We start from the raw sequence: 25840 nt of genomic DNA on the forward strand, positions 1-25840 counted from the left end.
CGGATAAGGCGTTTATGCCGCCATCCGGCAAAAGTTTCACTGACTTTGCAAAGTTGTTTCCAGTTCCCGCTATCCTTGCTCTATGAACATTTCCTCGCCTCAGCGATGTAGTGTAGAATGCGGCGTTTCACTAAAACAGACGTTAAGCTCAGAACAGCGACTTCTCAGAGCCTGCCCAGGCAGGCGTAAGGCACAATAATTACACTATATGAAGAACATACGTAACTTTTCAATCATAGCTCACATCGACCACGGTAAATCGACGCTGTCTGACCGTATTATCCAGATCTGCGGTGGCCTGTCTGACCGTGAAATGGAAGCGCAGGTTCTCGACTCGATGGATCTTGAGCGTGAGCGCGGTATTACTATCAAAGCGCAGAGCGTGACGCTCGATTTCAAAGCATCTGATGGTGAAACCTACCAGCTTAACTTTATCGACACCCCGGGCCACGTTGACTTCTCTTATGAAGTTTCACGCTCGCTTGCCGCCTGTGAAGGCGCACTGCTGGTCGTTGATGCCGGGCAGGGTGTTGAAGCGCAAACACTGGCTAACTGCTATACCGCCATGGAAATGGATCTGGAAGTAGTGCCAGTACTGAACAAAATTGACCTGCCAGCCGCCGATCCAGAGCGTGTGGCGGAAGAGATTGAAGATATCGTCGGTATTGATGCGGCTGACGCTGTCCGTTGCTCGGCGAAAACCGGAGTTGGCGTGACCGACGTTCTTGAACGTCTGGTGCGTGATATTCCGCCACCAGAAGGCGACCCGGAAGGCCCGTTACAGGCGCTTATCATCGACTCCTGGTTCGACAATTATCTCGGTGTGGTCTCGCTGGTGCGTATTAAAAACGGTACCATGCGTAAAGGCGACAAAATCAAAGTGATGAGTACCGGTCAGGTCTACAACGCAGATCGCCTGGGTATCTTTACGCCGAAACAGGTTGACCGTACAGAACTGAAGTGTGGCGAGGTAGGTTGGTTAGTTTGCGCCATTAAAGACATCCTCGGCGCACCGGTAGGCGATACCCTGACGCTGGCTCGTAACCCGGCAGATAAACCCCTGCCTGGCTTTAAAAAAGTGAAGCCGCAGGTATATGCGGGTCTGTTCCCGGTCAGCTCCGACGACTACGAAAACTTCCGTGATGCGCTTGGTAAGCTGAGCCTCAACGATGCTTCCCTGTTCTACGAACCGGAAAGTTCTACCGCGCTGGGCTTCGGCTTCCGCTGTGGCTTCCTGGGGCTGCTGCACATGGAGATCATTCAGGAGCGTCTGGAACGTGAATACGATCTGGATCTGATCACCACTGCGCCGACCGTAGTGTACGAAGTGGAAACCACGGCGAAAGAGACTATCTACGTCGACAGCCCGTCCAAACTGCCGCCGCTGAATAACATTTACGAACTGCGCGAGCCGATTGCTGAATGTCATATGCTGCTGCCGCAGGCATACCTCGGCAACGTTATTACGCTGTGTATCGAGAAGCGTGGTGTACAGACCAACATGGTTTACCACGGTAACCAGGTTGCGTTGACCTATGAAATTCCAATGGCGGAAGTGGTCCTCGACTTCTTCGACCGTCTGAAGTCGACTTCTCGCGGCTATGCGTCGCTGGATTATAACTTCAAACGTTTCCAGGCCTCCGACATGGTACGTGTTGATGTTCTCATCAACAACGAACGCGTCGATGCACTGGCGCTGATTACCCACCGCGATAACTCCCAGAGCCGTGGCCGTGAACTGGTCGAGAAGATGAAAGATCTGATCCCTCGCCAGCAGTTCGATATCGCAATTCAGGCGGCCATTGGTACGCACATCATTGCGCGTTCAACGGTTAAGCAACTGCGTAAAAACGTTCTGGCTAAGTGCTACGGTGGCGATATCAGCCGTAAGAAAAAGCTGCTGCAAAAACAGAAAGAGGGTAAAAAGCGAATGAAGCAGATCGGTAACGTCGAACTGCCGCAGGAAGCCTTCCTCGCTATTCTGCATGTCGGTAAAGACAGCAAATAATCTTAAGGAGTTGGCATGGCGAACATGTTTGCCCTGATTCTGGTGATTGCCACACTGGTGACGGGCATTTTATGGTGCGTAGATAAGTTTGTCTTCGCGCCAAAACGCCGGGAGCGCCAGGCTGCGGCACAGGCCGCTGCAGGCGATTCACTGGATAAAGCAACGCTGAAAAAAGTTGCCCCTAAGCCGGGTTGGCTGGAAACCGGTGCGTCCGTTTTCCCGGTACTGGCTATTGTGCTGGTGGTGCGTTCATTTATTTATGAACCGTTCCAGATCCCGTCGGGTTCGATGATGCCAACACTGTTGATTGGTGATTTTATTCTGGTAGAGAAATTTGCCTACGGAATTAAAGATCCGATTTATCAGAAAACGTTGATCGAAACTGGCCACCCGAAACGCGGTGATATCGTGGTATTTAAATACCCGGAAGATCCGCGTCTGGACTACATCAAACGCGCTGTCGGTTTACCGGGAGACAAAGTGACGTACGATCCGGTGGCGAAAGAGGTGACGATTCAGCCAGGATGCAGTTCTGGTCAGGCTTGTGAAAACGCGCTGCCGGTAACGTACTCTGATGTTCAGCCAAGTGATTTTGTGCAGACGTTTGCTCGCCGCAACGGCGGGGAAGCGACCAGCGGTTTCTTTGAAGTTCCGCTGAACGAAACGAAAGACAACGGTATTCGCCTGACCGAGCGTAAAGAAACGCTGGGTGAGGTAACTCACCGCATTCTGATGGTGCCAATCGCGCAGGATCAGGTGGGGATGTATTACCGTCAGCCGGGTCAGCAGTTAGCCACCTGGATCGTTCCACCGGGGCATTACTTCATGATGGGCGATAACCGTGACAACAGCGCGGACAGCCGTTACTGGGGATTTGTACCGGAAGCGAATCTGGTAGGTAAAGCGACCGCAATCTGGATGAGTTTCGACAAACAAGAAGGTGAGTGGCCAACCGGTGTTCGTTTGAGCCGCATTGGCGGCATCCACTAATTGCTGATAATGGTTCATGCTGTCGTCTTAATAACGACAGCGTGAATTATTTCTCGGATTAATTCCCTCAGACTAACGACATCCCTTGTCGTTGTGTATAGAATATTCCCCCGAAGTTTTAGGTTGGCACCGTCAGGTTGCCACGGCACACGAAACAGCATTGGTCTCTCTAATGACGGGTGTATATCAGGTCTGTTTCGTGTGCTGAATTGTTGACGCATTCATTTATTGGTATCGCATGAATCCCATCGTAATTAATCGGCTTCAACGGAAGCTGGGCTACACTTTTAATCATCAGGAGCTGTTGCAGCAGGCATTAACTCACCGTAGTGCCAGCAGCAAACATAACGAGCGTTTAGAATTTTTAGGCGACTCTATTTTGAGCTTTGTTATTGCGAATGCGCTGTATCACCGTTTCCCTCGAGTGGACGAAGGTGACATGAGCCGCATGCGCGCCACGCTGGTGCGTGGAAATACGCTGGCTGAATTAGCCCGTGAATTTGACCTCGGTGAATGTTTACGCCTGGGACCGGGCGAGCTGAAAAGCGGCGGTTTTCGTCGCGAATCAATTCTGGCCGATACCGTCGAAGCGTTGATCGGCGGCGTCTTCCTCGACAGCGATATTCAAACCGTTGAGCAATTAATCCTGAACTGGTATCAAACGCGTCTGGACGAAATTAGCCCAGGCGATAAACAAAAAGATCCGAAAACGCGCCTGCAGGAGTATTTGCAGGGTCGCCACCTGCCGCTGCCGTCTTATCTGGTGGTGCAGGTTCGTGGTGAAGCACACGATCAAGAATTTACTATCCACTGCCAGGTCAGCGGCCTGAGTGAACCGGTGGTTGGCACAGGTTCGAGCCGTCGTAAGGCTGAGCAGGCTGCCGCCGAACAGGCGTTAAAAAAACTGGAGCTGGAATGAGCATCGACAAAACCTATTGCGGATTTATTGCCATTGTCGGTCGCCCGAACGTCGGCAAATCCACCCTGTTGAATAATCTGCTTGGGCAGAAGATTTCCATTACCTCACGTAAGGCTCAGACAACACGTCACCGTATTGTTGGCATCCATACTGAAGGCGCGTATCAGGCGATTTATGTCGATACCCCGGGCCTGCATATGGAAGAGAAACGTGCCATCAACCGCCTGATGAACAAAGCGGCCAGCAGCTCGATTGGTGATGTTGAACTGGTTATTTTCGTTGTCGAGGGCACCCGCTGGACGCCGGACGACGAAATGGTGCTTAATAAGCTGCGCGACGGTAAAGCGCCGGTAATTCTGGCCGTGAACAAAGTAGACAACGTTCAGGAAAAAGCCGATCTGCTGCCGCACCTGCAGTTCCTGGCAAGCCAGATGAACTTCCTCGATATCGTGCCGATTTCTGCCGAAACCGGCCTGAATGTTGATACCGTTGCGGGCATCGTGCGTAAGCATTTGCCGGAAGCTATTCATCACTTCCCGGAAGATTACATCACCGACCGTTCTCAGCGCTTTATGGCCTCTGAAATCATCCGTGAAAAGCTGATGCGTTTTCTGGGGGCTGAACTGCCGTACTCCGTTACCGTGGAAATTGAGCGTTTTATCTCCAATGAGCGCGGTGGTTACGATATTAATGGTCTGATCCTCGTTGAACGTGAAGGGCAGAAGAAGATGGTTATAGGCAACAAAGGGGCCAAAATTAAAACCATCGGCATCGAAGCGCGTAAAGACATGCAGGAGATGTTCGAAGCGCCGGTTCACCTCGAACTGTGGGTGAAAGTGAAATCTGGCTGGGCCGATGACGAACGCGCGCTGCGTAGCCTCGGTTACGGCGACGACGTCTAAACCCATCTTCTGAAACACGGCGAGTATATGGAAGGATGGCAACGAGCCTTTGTCTTGCATAGTCGCCCCTGGAGCGAAACCAGTCTCGTGCTGGACGTCTTCACGGAAGAGTCGGGTCGCGTGCGCCTGGTGGCTAAAGGCGCACGTTCCAAACGTTCTAATCTCAAAGGCGCGCTCCAGCCTTTTACCCCGTTGTTGCTTCGCTTTGGCGGCCGCGGTGAGGTTAAAACCCTGCGTAGCGCTGAAGCCGTTTCTCTGGCACTCCCTCTTAGCGGTATCACGCTGTACAGCGGCTTGTATATCAACGAACTTATCTCCCGCGTACTCGAGTACGAGACCCGTTTTTCTGAACTCTTTTTCGATTATCTGAATTGTATCCAGGCGCTGGCTGGTGCGACGGGTTCGCCAGAGCCTGCGCTGCGTCGCTTTGAGCTGGCCTTACTTGGACATCTGGGGTACGGCGTCGATTTTACCCATTGTGCGGGCAGCGGCGAGCCGGTAGACGACACCATGACCTATCGTTACCGGGAAGAAAAAGGGTTTATTGCCAGCGTCGTTATTGATAACAACACCTTTACCGGACGCCATCTCAAAGCACTTGAGTCGCGTGAATTTCCTGATGTCGATACGTTACGCGCCGCGAAACGCTTTACCCGCATGGCGTTAAAGCCGTATCTTGGTGGTAAGCCGTTAAAAAGCCGGGAACTGTTCCGGCAATTTATGCCAAAACGCGCAGTAAAAACAAATAATGATTAACGAGGATTGTCATGGCTGAATTACTGTTAGGCGTCAATATTGACCACATTGCCACGTTACGTAATGCACGCGGTACCGCATATCCGGACCCAGTTCAGGCAGCGTTTATCGTTGAACAGGCGGGCGCGGACGGTATTACCGTACACCTGCGTGAAGACCGTCGCCATATCACCGACCGTGACGTACGTATTCTGCGCCAGACGCTGGATACGCGCATGAATCTGGAAATGGCAGTCACCGAAGAGATGCTGGCGATTGCCGTTGAGACTAAGCCGCATTTTTGCTGCCTGGTGCCGGAAAAACGTCAGGAAGTTACCACTGAAGGTGGTCTGGACGTCGCCGGTCAGCGTGACAAGATGCGCGATGCCTGCAAACGCCTGGCGGACGCAGGTATTCTGGTTTCGCTGTTTATCGATGCTGACGAAGAACAGATTAAGGCCGCTGCGGAAGTTGGCGCGCCGTTTATTGAAATTCACACCGGCTGTTACGCCGATGCGAAAACCGATGCGGAACAGGCCAGCGAACTGGCGCGTATTGCTAAAGCGGCGACTTTTGCTGCCAGCCTGGGCCTGAAGGTGAATGCGGGTCACGGCCTGACGTATCACAACGTTAAAGCCATTGCGCGGATCCCGGAAATGCACGAGCTGAATATTGGCCATGCCATTATCGGACGCGCGGTGATGAGCGGTCTGAAAGACGCCGTGGTGGAAATGAAACGCCTGATGCTGGAAGCGCGTGGCTAATGGCTATTCTGGGATTAGGCACGGATATCGTGGAGATTGCCCGCATTGAAGCGGTGATCTCCCGTTCCGGTGACCGTCTGGCAAGACGCGTGCTCAGTGACAACGAATGGGCAATCTGGGAGACGCATCAGCAGCCGGTGCGTTTTCTGGCAAAGCGCTTTGCGGTCAAAGAGGCGGCAGCAAAAGCCTTTGGCACGGGTATTCGCAATGGGCTGGCGTTTAATCAGTTTGAAGTCTTCAACGATGAACTCGGTAAGCCGCGTCTGCGGTTATGGGGGGAGGCGTTAAAACTGGCGGAAAAACTGGGTGTCGCGCATATGCATGTGACGCTGGCCGATGAGCGTCACTACGCCTGCGCCACGGTGATTATCGAGAGTTAGATTCTGCACGTTGCCGGATGGCGACGCGGTTAAAGTTTATCGGCGTGGTGCATCAGCACAAACTTATCCCACAATTGCTCTTCCGTTTCGACATGTGCCGGATCTTTCAAAATAGTATTGGGGATCGGGCACACCTTCTGGCAGGTTGGCGTGTCGTAATGGCCTACGCATTCCGTACATTTGTCGCTGTTAATCTCGTAAATGCTGTCACCCATCGAAATTGCCTCATTCGGGCATTCGGGTTCGCACATATCGCAATTGATACACTTTTTAGTGATTAACAGGGCCATCAGGAAACTCTCAAAACATCACAAATCGGGCGGGCATTATACGCGCATTCTTTGCTCAGACCAGTTTTTTTACCAGTGCTTCGCTGTGGCGAATGCGTTCCGGAGCATGTTCTAAATCTTGCTGAACCAGCGCCATAAACAGTAAATCCGTGAGCATCATCTGCGCGTGCGTCGATGAAATTGCCGCGCTGCGTGTCGCTTGTTCTTCGGCAATCGTATACAGGCAATGGCTTGCTCGCTGTTGCAGGGCGTTCGGTGTAAATCCAGTGATGGCGAGGATTTTCGCGCCGGTGCGCAACGTTTCATCCGCAGCCAGGTTGAGCTCGCGGCGCTCTCCGGTATACGAAATCGCCAACAGGAGATCGCCCGGCGAAAGCGCCTGTACCGTTGCCAGCAGGGCGTGCATATCGCGTTCCACTACCGCGTTAAAACCTATTTTCAACAGTTTCCAGGCAAAATTCTGTGCTACCAACCCCGATGCACCAATTCCGGTCAGGACAATGCGTCGGGCGGAGCGTAACAATGCGACGCTTTCCATCAGCTTTTCTTCGCTGTTGATATCCAGTGTGGCGTGCATGGCCGCCACGTTCTCCTGAATCAGTTTTTCACCCACCAGACGCATAGGGTCGTCGCCGCGAATCTGATTATGCACTGGGATAGAGTGGGGATTGGGATTACTGGCCAGTGCTTCACTGATCGCCAGTTTGAGTGCAGGAAATCCTTTGAAACCCATCTTTTGCGCGAACTTCACCACGCTGGACTGGCTGACGCCCGCTTCAAAGGCGAGTTGCTGTGAACTGAGATGACGCGCAGTATCCGGCTGTGCGAGGAGGTAATCCGCAAGCTTTTTATCGCTTTGCGCGAGGTCCGGGTAACGCTGACGAATGCGAATCAAACAGTTCATGCTGTCTCCTGGCGAAAACGTGATGGCGATTACAAAACAAAATTTCACTCGCCTGGGTGAATATTATATTCCATTATAACGGATTACTATGAATTAAAAATTCCTAAGGAACAAAAAATGAATCTCGGTGCGTTAGTGTCAGAAAGCCGCAATCCTCAGACCATGGATCTTGATGCGTTATCCACACTTGAGTTGGTTCATCGTTTTAATCAACAGGATACGCTGGTAGCCGTTGCTGTAAAAGCAACGCTGACTGAAGTTGCGCTTGCGGTCGATGCAGCGGCTGACGCGTTAAAAGCGGGTGGACGGATTATCTACATGGGGGCGGGGACCAGTGGGCGTCTTGGCGTACTGGATGCGTCTGAGTGCCCACCGACTTTTGGTGTACCGCATGGACGGGTTGTTGGCCTGATTGCTGGTGGGCCGGGCGCATTGCTGAAGGCCGTTGAAGGTGCAGAAGATAACCCGCAGCTGGGTGAAGATGATCTTCGTTCGCTCAACCTTACGGCTCAGGATGTGGTGGTGGGTCTGGCTGCATCCGGGCGTACACCGTATGTGATTGGCGGCTTGCAATATGCCCGTTCCGTTGGCTGCACCACGGTGGCGATTTCCTGTAATCCGGATTCCCCCATCGCGCGTGAAGCGGACATCGCCATATCACTGGTTGTTGGCCCGGAGGCTCTGACAGGGTCAACGCGACTGAAGTCCGGTACTGCGCAAAAAATGGTACTCAATATGATTTCTACCGGCGCAATGGTGAAGTTTGGCAAGGTGTATCAGAACCTGATGGTGGATATGAAAGCGACCAACGTTAAGCTGGTAGACCGGGCTTGTCGCATGGTCGTGGAAGCTACCGGTATTGCGTATGACCAGGCGCAAGCTCTGCTGAAACAGACCGATTTTGATGTTAAGCCCGCCATTCTGATGGCTCTCACGGGGCTCGATGCCGCTGCAGCCCGCGAAAAGCTTGCCGCTCACCAGGGTTTTTTACGCGCGGCGTTAGAACACTAAGAGGTGTATATGGATAAGACGGCGGTGCTGGCCAGCGATATCCTGCTGGGCGTGGGCGGAGAGAAAAATATTCTGCGCCTGGAAAACTGTATGACCCGCGTCAGAGTGGAAGTACAGGATGACGCTCAGCTCGATATTTCCCGACTCAAGCAACTGCCGGGCGTTAGCGGCTACGTGAAGCAAGGGGCGCAGCACCAGATCATTGTCGGCCCCGGCAAAGCCGCGAAAGTGGTCGATGCCATGCGTTCCCTGATTGCCGATGGCGGCGAACGTTCCAATGTGGGGGATATTGAGCGAACAAAATCAGAGGCCAAAGCGAAGTACAAAGCGCCGATGAGTGACGCGCTACGCAAGCTGGCTAACGTTTTTATCCCGCTTATTCCGGCGTTTATCGCCTCCGGTTTGATTACCGGCATCATTAACATCCTTAAGCGACCGGATATCGTTGGGGATTTTGCGACCCACTATCCAAATATGCTTGGGCTGATGGGAATATTTGGCAGCGCCGTGTTTGCCATCATGAATATTCTGGTCGGAGTGAATACCGCCAAAGTATTTGGCGGTTCGCTGGCGATGGGCGGGGTGATGGCCGGTATTCTCTCCAGCCCGCAACTGGCGCAAATTACCTTGTTTGGCGAGGCATTGCAGCCGGGACGCGGTGGAGTGATCGCAGTGCTGCTGGTGGTGGCGTTGATGTGCTGGATCGAACGCAAATTCCGCGAAGTGCTGCCGGAGTCTCTCGAACTGATCCTCAATCCACTGCTGACCACCCTTATTACCGGGACAATCGCTATTGTGGCGCTGCAACCGCTTGGCGGCTGGATTTCTGAATCGATTGCTCACGGCGCATCCTGGGCTATCGATCGCGGCGGTTTCCTGGTGGGAGCCGTGCTGGCTGGGACTTTCCTGCCGTTGGTGCTCACCGGACTTCATCAGGGGTTGGTGCCGATCCACGTTGAACTGGTACAGGCGCATGGTTATAACGCGCTCTTTCCTATTCTGGCGATGGCAGGAGTGGGGCAAATCGGTGCGGCTATTGCGGTACTGATGAAAACCCGTAACGCACGGCTGAAAAAAGTGATTAAAAGCGCGCTGCCGGTTGGATTGCTGGGCATTGGTGAACCGCTGATTTTTGGGGTGACATTGCCATTAGGCAAGCCGTTTATCGGTGCCTGTCTCGGTGGTGCAGTCGGTGGGGCGCTGATCAGCTACTGGAAGGTGGCGACGGTCATCACCTTTGGCATCTCGGGATTGCCGCTGGCACTGACGATTGTTGCCGGAAAAGTGATGTTCTATCTGTTAGGCTATCTGGTAGCGGTTATTGCCGGGTTCCTGTTTACCTGGCTATTGGGGTTCAACGATCCAGAGGAATAAGGTTTGACCAGTCACCAGCGTCGCGTTGTTTTTTTTGATTTGGATGGCACGTTACACCAGCAGGATATGTTCGGCAGTTTCTTACGTTTTCTGCTGCGTCGCCAACCGCTAAATGCGTTGCTGGTGCTGCCCCTGTTGCCGATTATTGCGCTGGCAATGTTAATTAAAGGGCGCGCCGCCCGCTGGCCCATGAGCCTGCTGTTGTGGGGTTGTACCTTTGGTCGCAGCGAGGCGTGTCTGAAGGTACATCAGGCCGATTTTGTGCGCTGGTTTCGCGGGCATGTGACGGCATTTCCTGTCGTGCAGCAGCGTCTGACGACGTACCTGTTAAGCTCCGATGCTGATATCTGGCTTATCACCGGTTCTCCGCAGTCGCTGGTCGAGCAGGTTTACTTCGACACGCCGTGGCTACCGCGTGTCAATCTGATCGCCAGTCAAATGGCGCGGGGATACGGTGGCTGGGTATTGCCGCTACGCTGTCTGGGGCATGAAAAAGTCGCGCAACTGGAACGACAGATTGGCGCACCGCTGTCTCTTTACAGCGGCTACAGCGACAGTAAGCAGGACAATCCACTGCTCTCTTTTTGCCAGCATCGCTGGCGCGTCACGCCGCGCGGAGAGCTACAACAACTCGAATAGAGTAAACGATAGCGTCTGTGTATAATGCGCCCGCTTTTTATTACTGGAGTTACCCCTTTGTCTGATGTTGAATTTAACCACGAATACTGGATGCGCCATGCTTTAACGTTAGCTAAGCGCGCCTGGGATGAGCGTGAAGTCCCGGTGGGTGCAGTATTGGTACTCAACAACCGCGTTATTGGCGAAGGCTGGAACCGACCGATTGGCCATCATGATCCTACCGCCCACGCTGAAATCATGGCGTTGCGCCAGGGCGGTCTGGTGCTACAAAACTACCGTCTGCTGGATGCAACGTTGTATGTCACACTGGAGCCGTGCGTGATGTGCGCAGGCGCGATGGTCCATAGCCGTATCGGTCGGGTGGTTTTTGGCGCACGCGATGCGAAAACGGGCGCTGCCGGGTCATTAATGGATGTGCTGCATCACCCTGGAATGAATCATCGGGTTGACGTGACCGAAGGGGTGTTACGCGATGAATGCGCCACGCTGCTCAGTGATTTCTTTCGCATGCGTCGGCAGGAAATCAAAGCGTTGAAAAAATCTGCCAATCAGTAAATACCAATCAGACTACTTGTCCTCTTTCTTCTGTGCTGAAAACAGCAGAGAAGGGGAGTGCGACAGATAGTTTGACGACGTCTGAGTCAGAAACGCTGAAAGCGGAAATTTATCTTTACCTAACAGCTCAGCCGGTGACACAGCCGGGTAATCCTGCGCCAGTTGCTGCGTTTCCTGCGCCTGTTTTTCTTTCTCCTGCAGATACCCCACCAGGCTAATCTGGTATTTACGGATGTTTTCCACATAGGCGTAGGCTTCGTGACCGCGCGCATAGCCATAGGTCAACTTGTTGTAATACGGCTTTTGGCTGAGCAGCGGCAGACGCTGTTTTACGTCGGACCAACTGTTCGGATTACCTTTGGTTTTCACCGTCAGCGCCCGCGCATCCAGCATGTGCGCATAACCCATGTTGTAGGCGGCAAGCGCAAACCAGATACGTTCCCCTTCGGGGACGGTATCCGGCACTTTGCTCATCATGTCCTGCAAATACCGCGCGCCGCCGCTGATGCTCTGCTCGGCATCGGTACGGTCAGTTAGCCCGAGACTCTGGGCGGTATTTTTGGTCAGCATCATCAGCCCGCGTACACCGGTCGGGGAAGTCGCCTGCGCGTCCCAGTGCGACTCCTGATAGGATATTGCGGCGAGCAGTCGCCAGTCTATCTCCTGCGCATACTTCTCAAAAAGCGGCTTGAGGTCCGGCAACACGCTGTCTACGGCGCGCAAAAAGGTGCGGGTATCAACATAGTCAAAATCATCGCCATGCCCAAGGTACTTTTCTTCCAGTCGCGCAAGCGAGCCGTCTTCATTCATGGTATTGAAGAAATCCAGCAGGGCAGCAGACAGTGTATTGTCATCGTCCAGACGACTGAACCAGGTCACCGGCTGTTCGTCAGAGACGTCCAGCGCCACGGCCAGCTCAGGATGAACGCGCTGATATAAGCTGATGGCAACGGAATCGGCAATGGTGTAATCCAGCTTACCGGCGATGACATCATCAAGCAGTTCAGTGGTGCCCTTTTTCTCATCAACTTTCCAGCTCAGGTCCGGGTATTTTTTTTCTTTTAGCTGCTGGAGGTCGTTAACCACCACATGCCCCGGGGCGATAGTCAGTTGGTTTTCGTTCACGGTGGCAAGCGTACGCGGGCGGTATTGCCCAACCCGATACACCAGTTGTTGCGATACGGAATAGTAGGTCGGGCCTGGCTGGTAATTCTTAACGCGCTCGCTGTTATACACCAGACCAGCGGCTAACAGATCGGCATTACCGTTATCCAGGTCGTCAAAAAGCTGGCTGATGTTCTGGCGTACGGTGATTTTCAGCTTCACACCCAGGTAGTTGGCGAAGGCTTTGGTCAGTTCGTAATCCAGGCCAAACTTTTTCCCATTAAGCGTGGCGTAAGTGAGCGGTGAGTCGATGGTACTGACGCGCAGCTCTCCCCGCGACTGAATGGCGGCGATACGATTGTCGGCTTTACCGAACCAGGGGATAGATGGCCAGAGGGCCGCTGCCAACAACAGCGTCAAAATACCGATGAACAGATAATTAATCTTTAATTTTTTCAATTAGTTAATTCTCTGAACCGTACGTTGTCTCTGCGTGCTGTGGTATTGATTAAGAAGTGAAGTCGTCATTAATGAGCGGCATTTTGCTTAAACTTGCGCCAGTTGGCAACTTATTCAGAAACCAGACCGCATTTGATGATAAGAAGAGGCCGTGATTTTATTTCGACGCAAACGGTTTCGTCGGCGCGCCAGATTCTTTATAATGACGCCCGTTTCCCCCACTTGGGCACACCGAAAGCTTAGAAGACGAGAGACTTATGATGGAAATTCTGCGTGGTTCACCTGCACTGTCTGCATTCCGTATTAACAAACTGCTGGCACGTTTTCAGGCTGCCAACCTCCAGGTCCACAATATTTACGCCGAGTACGTCCATTTTGCCGATCTGAATGCACCATTGAATGAGGATGAGCGCGCGCAACTTGCACGTCTGCTGAAATATGGTCCTGCTCTTCACAGCCACGCCCCTGAAGGCAAACTGCTGCTGGTCACGCCTCGCCCGGGTACCATTTCCCCGTGGTCTTCTAAAGCGACTGATATTGCCCATAACTGCGGCCTGCAACAGATTAGCCGCCTGGAACGTGGCATTGCCTGGTATGTTGAGGCCTCCACGTTGACCGCTGAGCAGTGGCTGACGGTTGCCGATATTTTGCACGACCGCATGATGGAAACGGTTTTCTCTGCGCTGAGCGATGCTGAAAAACTGTTTGTTCATCACCAGCCTGCGCCGGTTTCCAGCGTTGATCTGCTTGGTGAGGGACGCCAGGCGCTGATCGACGCTAACCTGCGTCTGGGCCTGGCGCTGGCGGAAGACGAAATCGACTATCTGCAGGATGCGTTTACCAAACTGGGACGCAACCCGAACGACATTGAACTGTACATGTTCGCGCAGGCTAACTCCGAGCACTGCCGCCACAAGATTTTTAACGCCGACTGGGTTATCGATGGTAAACAACAGCCTAAGTCGCTGTTCAAGATGATCAAGAATACCTTCGAAACCACGCCGGACCACGTGCTGTCTGCCTATAAAGACAACGCCGCGGTAATGGAAGGTTCTGAAGTGGGCCGCTATTTTGCCGACCACAAAACTGGCCGCTACGATTTCCATCAGGAACCAGCCCACATCCTGATGAAGGTAGAAACTCATAACCACCCGACGGCTATCTCTCCGTGGCCAGGTGCGGCAACCGGCTCTGGCGGTGAAATTCGCGATGAAGGCGCAACCGGGCGCGGTGCGAAACCGAAAGCCGGGCTGGTAGGCTTCTCCGTCTCCAACCTGCGTATTCCTGGCTTTGAACAGCCTTGGGAAGAGGACTTTGGTAAGCCGGATCGTATTGTCACCGCGCTCGACATCATGACCGAAGGCCCGCTGGGTGGTGCTGCGTTTAACAACGAATTTGGTCGCCCTGCGCTGACGGGCTACTTCCGCACCTATGAAGAAAAGGTCAACAGCCATAACGGCGAAGAGCTGCGCGGTTACCATAAACCGATCATGCTGGCAGGCGGGATCGGCAATATCCGTGCCGATCACGTGCAGAAGGGCGAGATCGTCGTTGGCGCCAAGCTGATCGTCCTCGGCGGTCCGGCGATGAACATCGGTCTTGGCGGTGGGGCTGCATCATCCATGGCTTCCGGCCAGTCTGATGCCGATCTTGATTTCGCTTCTGTACAGCGCGACAACCCGGAAATGGAACGTCGCTGCCAGGAAGTTATCGACCGTTGCTGGCAGATGGGCGATGCCAACCCGATTCTGTTTATCCATGACGTTGGTGCGGGCGGCCTGTCTAACGCCATGCCGGAGCTGGTCAGCGACGGCGGCCGCGGCGGTAAGTTCCAGCTGCGTGACATCCTCAGCGACGAGCCGGGTATGAGCCCGCTGGAAATCTGGTGTAACGAATCCCAGGAGCGCTATGTGCTGGCGGTTGCCGCCGATCAATTGCCGCTGTTTGACGAACTGTGTAAGCGTGAGCGCGCGCCGTATGCGGTGATCGGTGAAGCCACCGAAGAACAGCATCTGACTCTGAGCGATAGCCACTTCGACAATCAGCCGATCGACATGCCGCTCGATGTGTTGTTGGGCAAAACGCCGAAAATGACCCGCGATGTGCAGACGCTGAAAGCCAAAGGCGATGCCCTGAATCGTGGCGAAATCTCGATTGCAGATGCGGTTAACCGTGTGCTGCATCTGCCGACTGTTGCTGAAAAAACGTTCCTCGTGACTATCGGCGACCGTACCGTTACCGGTATGGTGGCGCGCGATCAGATGGTGGGGCCATGGCAGATCCCGGTCGCCAACTGCGCGGTCACTACTGCAAGCCTTGATAGCTACTACGGCGAAGCGATGTCTCTCGGCGAGCGCGCGCCAGTCGCATTGCTCGACTTCTCAGCCTCTGCGCGTCTGGCGGTCGGTGAGGCACTGACCAACATTGCGGCAACGCAGATCGGCGATATCAAACGCATTAAACTGTCGGCCAACTGGATGGCGGCTGCGGGTCACCCTGGCGAAGACGCCGGACTGTACGAAGCGGTAAAAGCCGTTGGAGAAGAATTATGTCCGGCGCTTGGCCTGACCATTCCGGTGGGCAAAGACTCTATGTCGATGAAAACCCGCTGGCAGGAAGGCAACGAACAGCGTGAAATGACCTCGCCGTTGTCGCTGGTGATCACCGCCTTTGCCCGCGTGGAAGATGTGCGCCACACGATTACCCCGCAACTGTCTACTGAAGACAATGCGCTGCTGCTGATTGATCTTGGCCTTGGCCACAATGCGCTGGGTGCGACGGCGCTGGCGCAGGTTTACCGTCAACTGGGCGATAAGCCTGCCGATGTGCGTAACGTAGAGCAGCTGAAAGGCTTCTACGACGCCATTCAGGCGCTGGTGGCACAGCGTAAGCTGCTGGCCTACCACGACCGCTCCGACGGCGGCCTGCTGGTTACGCTGGCGGAAATGGCCTTCACCGGTCACTGCGGCGTTGAAGCAGACATCGGCACTCTGGGCGATGATCATCTGGCGGCGCTGTTTAATGAAGAGTTGGGGGCTGTCATTCAGGTTCGCGCCGCTGACCGTGACGCGGTTGAGGCGTTGCTGGCTCAACATGGCCTGGCCGATTGCGTGCACTATCTGGGTAAAGCCGTGCAGGGCGACCGCTTCGTGGTCGAAGCAGATGGTCATGCGGTGTTCAGCGAAAGCCGTACTACACTGCGTATGTGGTGGGCGGAAACAACCTGGCAGATGCAGCGTCTGCGCGACAATCCAGAGTGCGCCGATCAGGAACATAACGCTAAAACCAACGATGCCGATCCTGGCCTCAACGTTAAACTGTCGTTTGACATCAACGAAGATATTGCGGCTCCGTATATCGCTACCGGTGCGCGTCCAAAAGTGGCCGTGCTGCGCGAACAGGGCGTTAACTCCCACGTAGAAATGGCGGCCGCTTTCCACCGTGCGGGTTTTGACGCTATCGACGTGCATATGAGCGATCTGCTGGGTGGGCGCATCGGGTTGGGCAACTTCCAGGCGCTGGTGGCCTGTGGTGGCTTCTCTTACGGTGATGTGCTTGGCGCAGGCGAAGGTTGGGCGAAGTCGATTCTGTTCAACAATCGGGTCCGTGATGAGTTCGAAACCTTCTTCCACCGCCCGCAAACGCTGGCACTCGGCGTGTGTAACGGTTGTCAGATGATGTCTAACCTGCGCGAGCTGATCCCAGGAAGCGATCTGTGGCCACGCTTTGTGCGTAACCACTCCGATCGCTTTGAAGCGCGTTTCAGCCTGGTCGAAGTGACACAAAGCTCGTCTCTGCTGCTTGCCGGTATGGTTGGGTCACAGATGCCAATCGCGGTTTCTCACGGCGAAGGTCGCGTAGAAGTGCGTGACGATGTACATCTGGCAGGACTGGAGAGCAAAGGGCTGGTGGCACTGCGCTACGTTGATAACTTCGGTAAGGTGACCGAAACCTATCCGGCTAACCCGAACGGTTCGCCAAACGGTATCACTGCTGTTACCACCGAAAATGGTCGCGTCACCATTATGATGCCACACCCGGAACGCGTGTTCCGTACCGTGAGCAACTCCTGGCACCCGGAAAACTGGGGCGAGGATAGCCCGTGGATGCGTATCTTCCGTAATGCGCGTAAACAGCTCGGTTAATTGGCCTGCAATCATCAAGCCCCTCTTCGTGAGGGGCTTTTTTTATATCACAGGCCGGATAAGGCGTTTACGCCGCCATCCGGCAATAAACTCAGCGCTTATGCCACAAAATTAAAGTGTCGGGAAATCCCGACATTGGCAGGGTTGGTTTGTCGCCAAAAAGAGACACTTAATGATTTGATTTATAATGATTTTGTTTTTAAGTACAGCGAGTGTTGCTGATTAGCGACAGAATGAACAAAAAGCACTCAGCTCTTATTTTTACACAATTATTCATATTTCTTATATTTATCATTGTGTTAATAAAGTGTTTTGAATATTGGCACAGATGCTGCATAATATTAACCAGTGGCTCATTCACCTTCTTATGTCAGCCCCTTCGGGACGTGCTACATAAACTTCGAATGACGCACAACAAGGTGCCTGCCGTCCAACATCTGATATTAGCGAAGCTCATATCAACCTTCGGGCGAAACGTCGAGTTAGGCACCGCCTTATTCCATGACAAAGCCGGGTTAATCCCGGCTTTGTTGTATCTGACGTTCCCCTCAGTTAGCATCGTCTTATTCCCGTCCATTGAGAGTAACGCCTTGAAGCGCTGGTCTGTTTTCCCCCGATCCTTACGTCAGCTGGTGACACTGGCATTTTTGCTGATCCTGCTCCCTTTGCTCGTACTGGCCTGGCAAGCGTGGCAGAGCCTGAACGCCCTGAGCGCGCAGGCGGCGCTGACTAACAGAACCACGCTCATTGATGCCCGACGCAGTGAGGCAATGACCAACGCCGCGCTGGAGATGGAACGTAGCTACCGACAGTATTGTGTGCTGGATGACCCGACGCTGGCAAAGGTTTACCAGAGCCAGCGTAAACGTTATAGCGACATGCTGGATGCGCATGCGGGCGTGTTGCCGGACAACAAGCTCTACCAGGCGTTGCGGCAGGATCTCAACGATCTCGCCCAATTGCAGTGTAATAACAGTGGTCCTGACAGCCAGGCGGCAGCCCGCCTGGAAGCCTTCGCTAATGCGAATACCGACATGGTGCAGGCCACACGTACCGTGGTCTTTTCGCGTGGTCAGCAGTTACAACAAGAAATTGCTGAACGAGGTCAGTTCTTTGGCTGGCAGGCGCTGGTGCTGTTTCTCGTTAGTCTGGCGATGGTGCTGCTGTTTACCCGAATGATCATCGGTCCGGTGAAGGGCATCGAGCGGATGATTAACCGTCTGGGGGAAGGGCGCTCGCTGGGTGATAGCGTATTATTTACCGGGCCCCGGGAGCTGCGGTCCGTGGGGCAGCGCATTATCTGGTTGAGTGAACGTCTCTCCTGGCTTGAGTCGCAACGGCATCAGTTTTTACGCCATCTTTCCCATGAGCTGAAAACACCGCTTGCGAGCATGCGCGAAGGTACCGAATTGTTAGCCGATCAGGTAGTTGGCCCGTTAACGCCGGAGCAAAAAGAGGTAGTCGGGATTCTGGATGACAGCAGCCGTAATCTGCAAAAGCTGATTGAGCAATTGCTTGATTACAACCGCAAGCTGGCGGATGACGAGGTTGAGCTTGAAACTGTAGAAATCGCGCCGCTGGTGGAAAGCGTGGTTTCAGCACATAGCCTGCCTGCTCGCGCCAAAATGATCCATACTGATGTTGCGCTGGCGGCGAACGCTTGTCTGGCCGAACCCATGCTGTTAATGAGCGTGCTGGACAATCTTTATTCCAATGCGGTGCACTATGGCGCTGAATCCGGTAACATTTGGATCCGCAGCAGTTTGCATGGCTCAACGGTATATATTGATGTCATAAATACCGGCACACCGATTCCAGAAGCAGAACAGGCGATGATCTTCGAGCCTTTTTTCCAGGGCAGCCATCAGCGAAAAGGGGCAGTCAAAGGAAGCGGGTTGGGGCTGAGCATCGCCAGAGACTGTATCCGCCGTATGCGGGGAAAACTGTATCTGGTTGATGAGCATGCGCAAAGCGTTTGTTTCCGCATAGAACTGCCGCTATCTGCATCGAAAAACCACTAAAATGAACCTAAGTCTGGTGAGTATGCCACACGTTGTTGCCCGAATGCTTAAACGAGATTTTATTCGCCGCGTCTTACTCGCAAGTCTGCCATGCCTGGCGCTGGTCGGCTGCGTTCCAAATGCGGTGAATCACATTATCGGCGATCCTTCGCAGGAGAAAATCCCGCCGCATCAACTCGCTGATTACCTTGCCACCGAATGTACGGATATCTGGTCGCTAACGGGTCAGTCCACGGATACCAACCCGTTGTATTGGCTGCGGGCGATGGATTGCGCCGATCGCATGATGCCAGTGCAGGCGCGCAGTGAAGCCAGTAGCCAACTTACGGATACCTGGCAGGGCGCTTTTAAGCGTGGGATCCTGCTCGATAACGCCCGTATTACCCCGCCTGAACGGCGGGAGGTCGTTACGCGTCTCGACGCGTTAAGTCCACAAATTCCGACTCAGCTTCGACCGCTTTATCAGGCCTGGTTCCGTAACCAAATGTTGCAGTTACAGCTTGCCGAAGAACGCATGCGTTACAGTAAGCTCCAGCAGTCGTCAGATAGCGATCTCGATACGCTGCGTCAGCAGCAACAGCATTTGCAGAGTCAGCTCGATCTCACCACCCGTAAGCTGGAAAATCTGACCGATATTGAACGACAACTGTCCACCCGTAAACCTGCCGGCAGCTATAATCCCGATGCGTTGCACGGTACTGATAAACTCACGACGCCCGATGATGGGGAGGCCATGCCATGATAAGCCGCAAGCCCGCGCATCTGCTGCTCGTCGATGACGATCCGGGGCTGTTGAAATTGCTCGGTATGCGGCTGACCAGCGAAGGTTACAGCGTCGTAACCGCAGAAAGTGGGCAGGAAGGATTACGGGTACTGAATCGTGAAAAAGTGGATCTGGTCATTAGCGACCTGCGCATGGATGAAATGGACGGCATGCAACTGTTCACTGAAATCCAGAAAGTGCAGCCGGGGATGCCGGTTATTATCCTGACAGCGCACGGCTCCATTCCTGATGCTGTCGCGGCAACGCAGCAGGGTGTTTTCAGCTTTCTCACCAAGCCAGTCGATAAAGATGCGCTCTACAAAGCGATTGACGGTGCGCTGGAACAGTCCGCGCCTGCTACCGATGACAGCTGGCGTGAATCAATTGTTACCCGTAGCCCGTTAATGTTGCGTTTGTTAGAACAGGCGCGGATGGTCGCGCAATCGGATGTCAGCGTATTGATCAATGGTCAGAGCGGCACCGGGAAAGAGGTGTTTGCCCAGGCGATTCACAACGCCAGCCCGCGCAGCCACAAGCCCTTTATTGCCATTAACTGTGGCGCGTTGCCGGAACAACTGCTGGAGTCTGAACTGTTTGGCCATGCGCGCGGCGCTTTTACCGGCGCGGTGAGTAATCGTGAAGGGCTGTTTCAGGCTGCGGAAGGCGGGACGCTGTTTCTCGATGAGATTGGCGATATGCCAGCACCGTTGCAGGTTAAATTGTTGCGCGTATTGCAGGAGCGAAAAGTCAGACCGCTGGGAAGTAACCGCGATATCGACATTGATGTGCGGATCGTTTCTGCGACCCACCGCGATTTACCCAAAGCGATGGCTCGGGGCGAATTTCGCGAGGATTTGTACTATCGCCTCAACGTGGTGAGTCTGAAGATCCCAGCGCTGGCCGAGCGTACGGAAGATATTCCGCTGCTGGCGAACCATCTGCTGCGCCAGTCTGCTGAACGGCACAAACCGTTCGTACGCGCCTTTTCAACCGATGCCATGAAGCGGTTAATGACCGCCAGCTGGCCGGGCAACGTGCGTCAGTTGGTCAACGTAATTGAGCAGTGCGTGGCGTTGACCTCTTCGCCAGTGATCAGCGACGCGCTGGTGGAGCAGGCGCTGGAAGGGGAAAACACCGCGCTGCCGACATTTGTTGAGGCGCGTAACCAGTTTGAGCTCAACTATCTGCGTAAGCTGCTGCAAATCACCAAGGGCAATGTGACTCACGCAGCAAGAATGGCGGGGCGCAACCGCACCGAATTCTATAAGTTGCTTTCTCGACACGAGCTGGATGCAAACGATTTCAAAGAATAAATCTGCGGATTATGTTAGCTTTATTCGATCAAAAGACAGGCGACCTTTTCAAGGAATAGCATGAAAAAGATTGATGCGATTATTAAACCCTTCAAGCTGGACGACGTCCGCGAAGCGCTGGCGGAAGTCGGTATCACCGGGATGACGGTAACGGAAGTGAAAGGCTTTGGCCGTCAGAAAGGCCATACCGAGCTGTACCGTGGCGCGGAATATATGGTGGATTTTCTGCCGAAGGTAAAAATTGAAATTGTGGTTACCGACGACATCGTCGATACCTGCGTCGACACCATTATTCGTACTGCCCAGACCGGCAAAATCGGCGACGGTAAGATTTTTGTCTTTGATGTCGCGCGCGTTATTCGTATTCGTACCGGTGAAGAAGACGACGCGGCAATCTAAGCCGCGCCTTGCTTGCCGGATGGCGGTGTAAACACCTTATCCGGCCTACAATATCTCGTAGGCCTGATAAGCGCAGCGCCATCAGGCATAACGTAATTACAGAACTTTATGCGGGCCAAAGCATTCGTAATGAATGTTCTCGTTTTTCACGCCCAGGCCGACCAGTTGCTTTGCGGCGAACTGCATAAAGCCAACCGGACCGCACAGATAAAACTGCATCGCCGGATCGCTGATTGCGCTTTCCAGTTTGTTCAAATCCATCAGACCTACACTATCAAACGCGCCTTTCGCGCGATCGGCTTCGGTTGGCTCACGATACCAGGTGTGTGCGCTAAAGCGTGGCAGCGTTTTGCCGAGTTCATTTACTTCATCAGCGAAGGCATGGACATCACCGTTTTCAGCCGCATGGAACCAGTTAACCTGCGCCGTATGGTTTGCTTTCGCCAGCGTATCCAGCATTGCCAGCATTGGGGTCTGACCTACGCCTGCGGAAATCAGAGACACAGGGGTATCGGTCGCGACGTCCATAAAGAAATCGCCCGCAGGTGCGGCCAGGTGAACAACGTCGCCAACATTTGCATGGTTGTGCAGCCAGGTGGAAACCTGACCACCGTCTTCACGCTTAACGGCAATCCGATAGCCTTTGCCATCAGGTTTACGGGTCAGTGAGTACTGACGAATTTCCTGATGCGGGAAACCTTCCGGCTTCAGCCAGACGCCCAGGTATTGCCCCGGATGATATTCAGCTACTGCGCCACCGTCGACAGGCTCAAACTCAAAGCTGGTAATCAGTGTACTTCGCGGCGTTTTTGCCACGATGCGGAAAGGACGGGTACCTTCCCAGCCGCCATTTTTATTGGCATTTTCGCTATAGATTTGTGCTTCACGGTTGATGAAAACGTTCGCCAGTACGCCATACGCTTTACCCCACGCATCCAGGACTTCCTGGCCTGGGCTGAACATTTCGTCCAGCGTTGCCAGCAAATGACCACCCACGATGTTGTACTGCTCTGGTTTAATCTGGAAGCTGGTATGCTTTTGCGCGATTTTCTCAACCGCTGGCAACAGCGCCGGCAGGTTTTCGATATTGCTGGCATACGCGGCAATCGCGTTAAACAGCGCCTCGCGCTGATCGCCATTACGCTGGTTACTCATGTTGAAAATTTCTTTCAGCTCTGGGTTATGCGTAAACATGCGATCGTAGAAATGGGCGGTCAGCTTCGGACCTGTTTCAACCAGCAGGGGAATGGTGGCTTTCACTGTAGCGATGGTTTGTGCGTCAAGCATACGGTCTTCCTTTATCTGAGACTTTAATGATGTATGTCAAATACATCTTATAAAAAATACCCCTGCATTGTAAATGGTTCTTTGTAACTTTGCGTTGTAAAGGTTACATCGTGAAAAATCTGCATCACAAACCTGAAAAGAAATCCGTTGAAATTCAGCAGACCTTTGTTCTCCAAAGCCTTGCGTGCCGTGAAGGTAATCGTTTGCGTAAAATCCTTTGTCAAGACCTGTTATCGAAGAATGATTCGGTTATACTGTTGGCCGAAGTCCAACGGGACTGCCTTTTTAGGCCGAAATTCTATTGTTAGCTGAGTCAGGAGATGCGGATGTTAAAGCGTGAAATGAACATTGCCGATTATGATGCCGAACTGTGGCAGGCTATGGAGCAGGAAAAAGTACGTCAGGAAGAGCACATCGAACTGATCGCCTCCGAAAACTACACCAGCCCGCGTGTTATGCAGGCGCAGGGTTCTCAGCTGACCAACAAATATGCTGAAGGTTATCCGGGCAAGCGCTACTACGGCGGTTGCGAGTACGTTGATATCGTTGAGCAACTGGCTATCGATCGTGCCAAAGAGCTGTTTGGCGCTGACTACGCTAACGTACAGCCGCACTCTGGTTCTCAGGCTAACTTCGCTGTTTACACCGCTCTGCTGCAACCGGGCGATACCGTTCTGGGTATGAACCTGGCACAAGGCGGCCACCTGACTCACGGCTCCCCGGTTAACTTCTCCGGCAAACTGTACAACATCATCCCTTACGGTATTGATGAGTCCGGCAAAATTGACTACGAAGACATGGCGAAGCAGGCCAAAGAGCACAAACCGAAGATGATCATCGGTGGCTTCTCTGCTTACTCCGGCGTTGTTGACTGGGCAAAAATGCGTGAAATCGCTGACAGCATCGGTGCATACCTGTTCGTCGATATGGCGCACGTTGCGGGGCTGATTGCCGCAGGCGTTTATCCGAACCCGGTTCCACACGCACACGTTGTGACCACCACCACCCACAAAACTCTGGCGGGTCCGCGCGGCGGCCTGATCCTGGCGAAAGGCGGTGACGAAGAGCTGTACAAAAAACTGAACTCTGCGGTGTTCCCAAGCGCGCAGGGCGGCCCGCTGATGCACGTGATCGCGGCGAAAGCTGTAGCGCTGAAAGAAGCGATGGAGCCTGAGTTCAAGGTTTACCAGCAGCAGGTTGCTAAAAACGCCAAAGCGATGGTGGAAGTGTTCCTGAACCGTGGCTACAAAGTGGTTTCTGGCGGGACTGAAAACCACCTGTTCCTGCTGGATCTGGTTGATAAAAACCTGACCGGTAAAGAAGCTGATGCCGCGCTGGGCCGTGCTAACATCACCGTTAACAAAAACAGCGTACCGAACGATCCGAAGAGCCCGTTTGTGACTTCCGGTATCCGTATCGGTTCTCCGGCAATCACTCGCCGTGGCTTCAAAGAAGCGGAAGCGAAAGAGCTGGCTGGCTGGATGTGTGATGTGCTGGACAACATCAATGACGAAGCCGTAATCGAGCGCGTCAAAGGTAAAGTTCTGGATATCTGCGCACGCTTCCCGGTTTACGCGTAAGCCATACTGATTGCCGGATGACGGTGTAAACACCTTATCCGGCCTACAGGTAACTCACATGTAGGCCGGATAAACGAAGTGCCATCCGGCAGTTATATCGACTTAAGCAAGATTGTTTCATCGACTAAAGCCGCCATGGGTGGCTTTTTCTTTGCCTGAATCCATTTTCTCAGTAAACGTATTTCTCGGCCCTGATTCAACGTTACTGCGCCGACAATCACGCCATCCTGCAGGTTAAACCATATCGCTTTCTGCGCATCAGCATCGCCGCGTACAAGCCAGCTATCTCCCTGCATTTCGCCAATAAACTGCAAATTATCCTGGTATTGGTCAGTCCAGAACCAGCCTGGTGTCTTCTCCGGCAACGGCGAATTAAGCATTGCGGCAGCGGCAATTTGTGCCTGGATATTGGCATTTTCCCAGCTTTCTACACGCGCCAACGAACCGTCGGGCTGATGCGTCAGCGCAACGTCACCGGCGGCGAAAATGTCCGGGTCGGCGGTGGTGCAGGCGCTATCAACGATAATACCGTTAGCCGTCTCCAGACCAGCGTCGTGGGCCAGCGTATCATTCGCCACGATACCGATGCCGTAAACCATCGCATCGGCCAGCAGCGTCTCGCCGTTTTGCAGCGTCAGCGAGAGAAACTCTCCCGCTTCGGCGTGTTCAATGGCGCTGTTGAGTAACACCCGTACGCCCGCCTGCTGGTGGCGGGCAAGCAGGTAGTCGCGCACCGGAGCAGGCGCATTGCGGCCCATCACCGTTGGCGCCTGCTCCACTACGGTTACCCGGCAGCCGCGCTGGGTCGCGCTGGCCGCCAGTTCCAGACCAATGGTGCCCGCACCGACTATCACAATCGATTTACCGGGGAGTAAAGCGTCTCGCAGACGAGTCGCGTCGTCAACGTGGCGCAGGGTAAAGCAGCGATCGCCCAGTTTATCCAGCAGCGGAAGAGGACGGGCCGCGGCACCGGTGGCAATCAATAGCTGATCCCACGGATAAACCTGGCCGTCAGCCAGCACCAACTGATGCGTTTGGCGGCCGAGCGTCTGGATAGTCACGTTCAGATGCAGATGAACATTTTTTTCCTGCCACCAGGCCGTGTTTAGCACCGGCTGTAGCTGCGGGGCGTCGTCCAGCAGCATGGCTTTGGACAATGGCGGGCGTTCGTACGGCTGATGCGGCTCATTGGAGAACAGATGTATCTCGCCGTCAAACCCTTGCTGGCGCAGTGCTACCGCCGCCATCGCTGCGGCCTGTCCACCGCCGACGATAGCAATAATTTTGTTGTGCATAAC

Annotated in this window: 22 protein-coding genes and 1 pseudogene; 17 read left to right on the forward strand and 6 right to left on the reverse strand. The window is 53.8% G+C overall.

Annotation, left to right across the window (positions count from 1 at the left end; translation table 11 throughout):
* Positions 1-208 precede the first annotated feature (208 nt).
* The 7 genes from lepA (at position 209) to acpS (ending at position 6698) form a co-directional block, all read left to right on the forward strand.
* Entirely contained in the window at positions 209-2008 is a 1800-nt protein-coding gene (gene lepA / locus SK32_RS00095) for a translation elongation factor 4 (protein WP_005130327.1), read from the forward strand.
* Positions 2009-2023: 15 nt separating this feature from the next.
* A complete protein-coding gene (gene lepB / locus SK32_RS00100) occupies positions 2024-2998 on the forward strand; it encodes a signal peptidase I (RefSeq protein ID WP_048210888.1) in 975 nt (324 codons plus the stop codon).
* A gap of 238 nt (positions 2999-3236) precedes the next feature.
* The gene (gene rnc, locus SK32_RS00105; RefSeq protein WP_003037579.1) at positions 3237-3917 is read left to right on the forward strand and encodes a ribonuclease III; all 681 of its coding nucleotides are present in this window, start codon (positions 3237-3239) and stop codon (positions 3915-3917) included.
* Positions 3914-4819 (forward strand): GTPase Era, encoded by a 906-nt coding sequence (gene era, locus SK32_RS00110; RefSeq protein WP_048210889.1) that lies wholly within the window; start codon positions 3914-3916, stop codon positions 4817-4819. Before rnc ends, era begins: the two co-directional genes overlap by 4 nt.
* Before the next feature lie 27 nt (positions 4820-4846).
* Positions 4847-5575 carry a DNA repair protein RecO gene (gene recO, locus SK32_RS00115; RefSeq protein WP_048210890.1) on the forward strand — a complete coding sequence of 243 codons (729 nt, stop codon included), beginning with the start codon at positions 4847-4849 and terminating at the stop codon, positions 5573-5575.
* 11 nt (positions 5576-5586) lie between these two features.
* Positions 5587-6318, forward strand: a complete 732-nt coding sequence (gene pdxJ / locus SK32_RS00120; protein ID WP_003838383.1) for a pyridoxine 5'-phosphate synthase — start codon at positions 5587-5589, stop codon at positions 6316-6318.
* On the forward strand, positions 6318-6698 hold the full coding sequence (acpS, locus tag SK32_RS00125) for a holo-ACP synthase (protein ID WP_003037588.1): 381 nt from the start codon (positions 6318-6320) through the stop codon (positions 6696-6698). Before pdxJ ends, acpS begins: the two co-directional genes overlap by 1 nt.
* 29 nt (positions 6699-6727) lie before the next feature.
* On the opposite strand, the gene SK32_RS00130 is transcribed toward acpS, so the two are convergent.
* Positions 6728-6988: a YfhL family 4Fe-4S dicluster ferredoxin gene (locus tag SK32_RS00130; RefSeq protein WP_003037590.1), complete on the reverse strand. Its 261-nt coding sequence runs from the start codon at positions 6986-6988 to the stop codon at positions 6728-6730.
* Positions 6989-7043: 55 nt separating this feature from the next.
* Entirely contained in the window at positions 7044-7892 is an 849-nt protein-coding gene (locus SK32_RS00135; protein ID WP_048210891.1) for a MurR/RpiR family transcriptional regulator, read from the reverse strand.
* Between the two features lie 117 nt (positions 7893-8009).
* Here SK32_RS00135 and murQ point away from each other — a divergent pair, with 117 nt between their 5' ends.
* Genes murQ through tadA form a run of 4 tightly spaced genes read left to right on the forward strand, consistent with a single transcriptional unit; the run spans position 8010 to position 11471 of the window.
* Positions 8010-8903 (forward strand): N-acetylmuramic acid 6-phosphate etherase, encoded by an 894-nt coding sequence (gene murQ / locus SK32_RS00140; RefSeq protein WP_048210892.1) that lies wholly within the window; start codon positions 8010-8012, stop codon positions 8901-8903.
* A 9-nt stretch (positions 8904-8912) separates the two neighbouring features.
* A complete protein-coding gene (locus tag SK32_RS00145; protein WP_048210893.1) occupies positions 8913-10277 on the forward strand; it encodes a PTS transporter subunit EIIC in 1365 nt (454 codons plus the stop codon).
* Positions 10278-10280: 3 nt separating this feature from the next.
* Entirely contained in the window at positions 10281-10916 is a 636-nt protein-coding gene (yfhb, locus tag SK32_RS00150; RefSeq protein WP_048210894.1) for a phosphatidylglycerophosphatase C, read from the forward strand.
* Positions 10917-10940: 24 nt separating this feature from the next.
* Complete coding sequence (tadA, locus tag SK32_RS00155) at positions 10941-11471, forward strand: tRNA adenosine(34) deaminase TadA (protein WP_075551354.1); 531 nt, start codon at positions 10941-10943, stop codon at positions 11469-11471.
* Between the two features lie 12 nt (positions 11472-11483).
* Here tadA and mltF read toward each other — a convergent pair whose 3' ends face one another.
* On the reverse strand, positions 11484-13034 hold the full coding sequence (gene mltF / locus SK32_RS00160; RefSeq protein WP_048210896.1) for a membrane-bound lytic murein transglycosylase MltF: 1551 nt from the start codon (positions 13032-13034) through the stop codon (positions 11484-11486).
* A gap of 257 nt (positions 13035-13291) precedes the next feature.
* Between mltF and purL the strand changes: the two genes are divergently transcribed.
* From purL to glnB, 5 genes are all read left to right on the forward strand, one after another.
* Complete coding sequence (purL, locus tag SK32_RS00165; protein ID WP_048210897.1) at positions 13292-17179, forward strand: phosphoribosylformylglycinamidine synthase; 3888 nt, start codon at positions 13292-13294, stop codon at positions 17177-17179.
* Positions 17180-17769: 590 nt separating this feature from the next.
* A complete protein-coding gene (gene qseE, locus SK32_RS00170; protein ID WP_115602391.1) occupies positions 17770-19200 on the forward strand; it encodes a two component system sensor histidine kinase QseE/GlrK in 1431 nt (476 codons plus the stop codon).
* Positions 19201-19222: 22 nt separating this feature from the next.
* On the forward strand, positions 19223-19942 hold the full coding sequence (gene qseG, locus SK32_RS00175) for a two-component system QseEF-associated lipoprotein QseG (protein WP_048210899.1): 720 nt from the start codon (positions 19223-19225) through the stop codon (positions 19940-19942).
* Positions 19942-21276 (forward strand): two-component system response regulator GlrR, encoded by a 1335-nt coding sequence (gene glrR, locus SK32_RS00180; RefSeq protein ID WP_305764056.1) that lies wholly within the window; start codon positions 19942-19944, stop codon positions 21274-21276. Before qseG ends, glrR begins: the two co-directional genes overlap by 1 nt.
* Positions 21277-21336: 60 nt before the next feature.
* Positions 21337-21675: a nitrogen regulatory protein P-II gene (glnB, locus tag SK32_RS00185; RefSeq protein ID WP_002914032.1), complete on the forward strand. Its 339-nt coding sequence runs from the start codon at positions 21337-21339 to the stop codon at positions 21673-21675.
* On the opposite strand, the pseudogene SK32_RS26635 reads toward glnB, so the two are convergent.
* Together SK32_RS26635 and hmpA are read right to left on the reverse strand one after the other, a co-directional pair.
* Positions 21672-21767, reverse strand: a pseudogene (locus tag SK32_RS26635) (hypothetical protein); the annotation flags it as partial. The gene glnB and the pseudogene SK32_RS26635 overlap by 4 nt on opposite strands.
* 4 nt (positions 21768-21771) lie before the next feature.
* Complete coding sequence (gene hmpA, locus SK32_RS00190) at positions 21772-22962, reverse strand: NO-inducible flavohemoprotein (protein ID WP_048210901.1); 1191 nt, start codon at positions 22960-22962, stop codon at positions 21772-21774.
* A 326-nt stretch (positions 22963-23288) separates the two neighbouring features.
* On the opposite strand from hmpA, the gene glyA reads away from it, so the two are divergent.
* Complete coding sequence (gene glyA, locus SK32_RS00195) at positions 23289-24542, forward strand: serine hydroxymethyltransferase (protein ID WP_003037627.1); 1254 nt, start codon at positions 23289-23291, stop codon at positions 24540-24542.
* Positions 24543-24634: 92 nt separating this feature from the next.
* On the opposite strand, the gene hcaD is transcribed toward glyA, so the two are convergent.
* Positions 24635-25837, reverse strand: a complete 1203-nt coding sequence (gene hcaD, locus SK32_RS00200) for a phenylpropionate dioxygenase ferredoxin reductase subunit (protein ID WP_048210902.1) — start codon at positions 25835-25837, stop codon at positions 24635-24637.
* Between the last annotated feature and the right edge of the window lie 3 nt (positions 25838-25840).

Origin of the sequence: Citrobacter sp. MGH100 (genome assembly GCF_001034465.1) — a bacterium.
GTDB classification, from domain to species: Bacteria; Pseudomonadota; Gammaproteobacteria; order Enterobacterales; family Enterobacteriaceae; genus Citrobacter; species Citrobacter youngae.

Excerpts from the sequence above, each read along its gene's own strand:
- lepA (WP_005130327.1), top strand. The coding sequence starts at position 209 with ATGAAGAACATACGTAACTTTTCAATCATAGCTCACATCGACCACGGT.
- lepB (WP_048210888.1), top strand. The coding sequence starts at position 2,024 with ATGGCGAACATGTTTGCCCTGATTCTGGTGATTGCCACACTGGTGACG.
- rnc (WP_003037579.1), top strand. The coding sequence starts at position 3,237 with ATGAATCCCATCGTAATTAATCGGCTTCAACGGAAGCTGGGCTACACT.
- era (WP_048210889.1), top strand. The coding sequence starts at position 3,914 with ATGAGCATCGACAAAACCTATTGCGGATTTATTGCCATTGTCGGTCGC.
- recO (WP_048210890.1), top strand. The coding sequence starts at position 4,847 with ATGGAAGGATGGCAACGAGCCTTTGTCTTGCATAGTCGCCCCTGGAGC.
- pdxJ (WP_003838383.1), top strand. The coding sequence starts at position 5,587 with ATGGCTGAATTACTGTTAGGCGTCAATATTGACCACATTGCCACGTTA.
- acpS (WP_003037588.1), top strand. The coding sequence starts at position 6,318 with ATGGCTATTCTGGGATTAGGCACGGATATCGTGGAGATTGCCCGCATT.
- SK32_RS00130 (WP_003037590.1), bottom strand. The coding sequence starts at position 6,988 with ATGGCCCTGTTAATCACTAAAAAGTGTATCAATTGCGATATGTGCGAA.
- SK32_RS00135 (WP_048210891.1), bottom strand. The coding sequence starts at position 7,892 with ATGAACTGTTTGATTCGCATTCGTCAGCGTTACCCGGACCTCGCGCAA.
- murQ (WP_048210892.1), top strand. The coding sequence starts at position 8,010 with ATGAATCTCGGTGCGTTAGTGTCAGAAAGCCGCAATCCTCAGACCATG.
- SK32_RS00145 (WP_048210893.1), top strand. The coding sequence starts at position 8,913 with ATGGATAAGACGGCGGTGCTGGCCAGCGATATCCTGCTGGGCGTGGGC.
- tadA (WP_075551354.1), top strand. The coding sequence starts at position 10,941 with ATGCGCCCGCTTTTTATTACTGGAGTTACCCCTTTGTCTGATGTTGAA.
- purL (WP_048210897.1), top strand. The coding sequence starts at position 13,292 with ATGATGGAAATTCTGCGTGGTTCACCTGCACTGTCTGCATTCCGTATT.
- qseG (WP_048210899.1), top strand. The coding sequence starts at position 19,223 with ATGCCACACGTTGTTGCCCGAATGCTTAAACGAGATTTTATTCGCCGC.
- glnB (WP_002914032.1), top strand. The coding sequence starts at position 21,337 with ATGAAAAAGATTGATGCGATTATTAAACCCTTCAAGCTGGACGACGTC.
- hmpA (WP_048210901.1), bottom strand. The coding sequence starts at position 22,962 with ATGCTTGACGCACAAACCATCGCTACAGTGAAAGCCACCATTCCCCTG.
- glyA (WP_003037627.1), top strand. The coding sequence starts at position 23,289 with ATGTTAAAGCGTGAAATGAACATTGCCGATTATGATGCCGAACTGTGG.
- hcaD (WP_048210902.1), bottom strand. The coding sequence starts at position 25,837 with ATGCACAACAAAATTATTGCTATCGTCGGCGGTGGACAGGCCGCAGCG.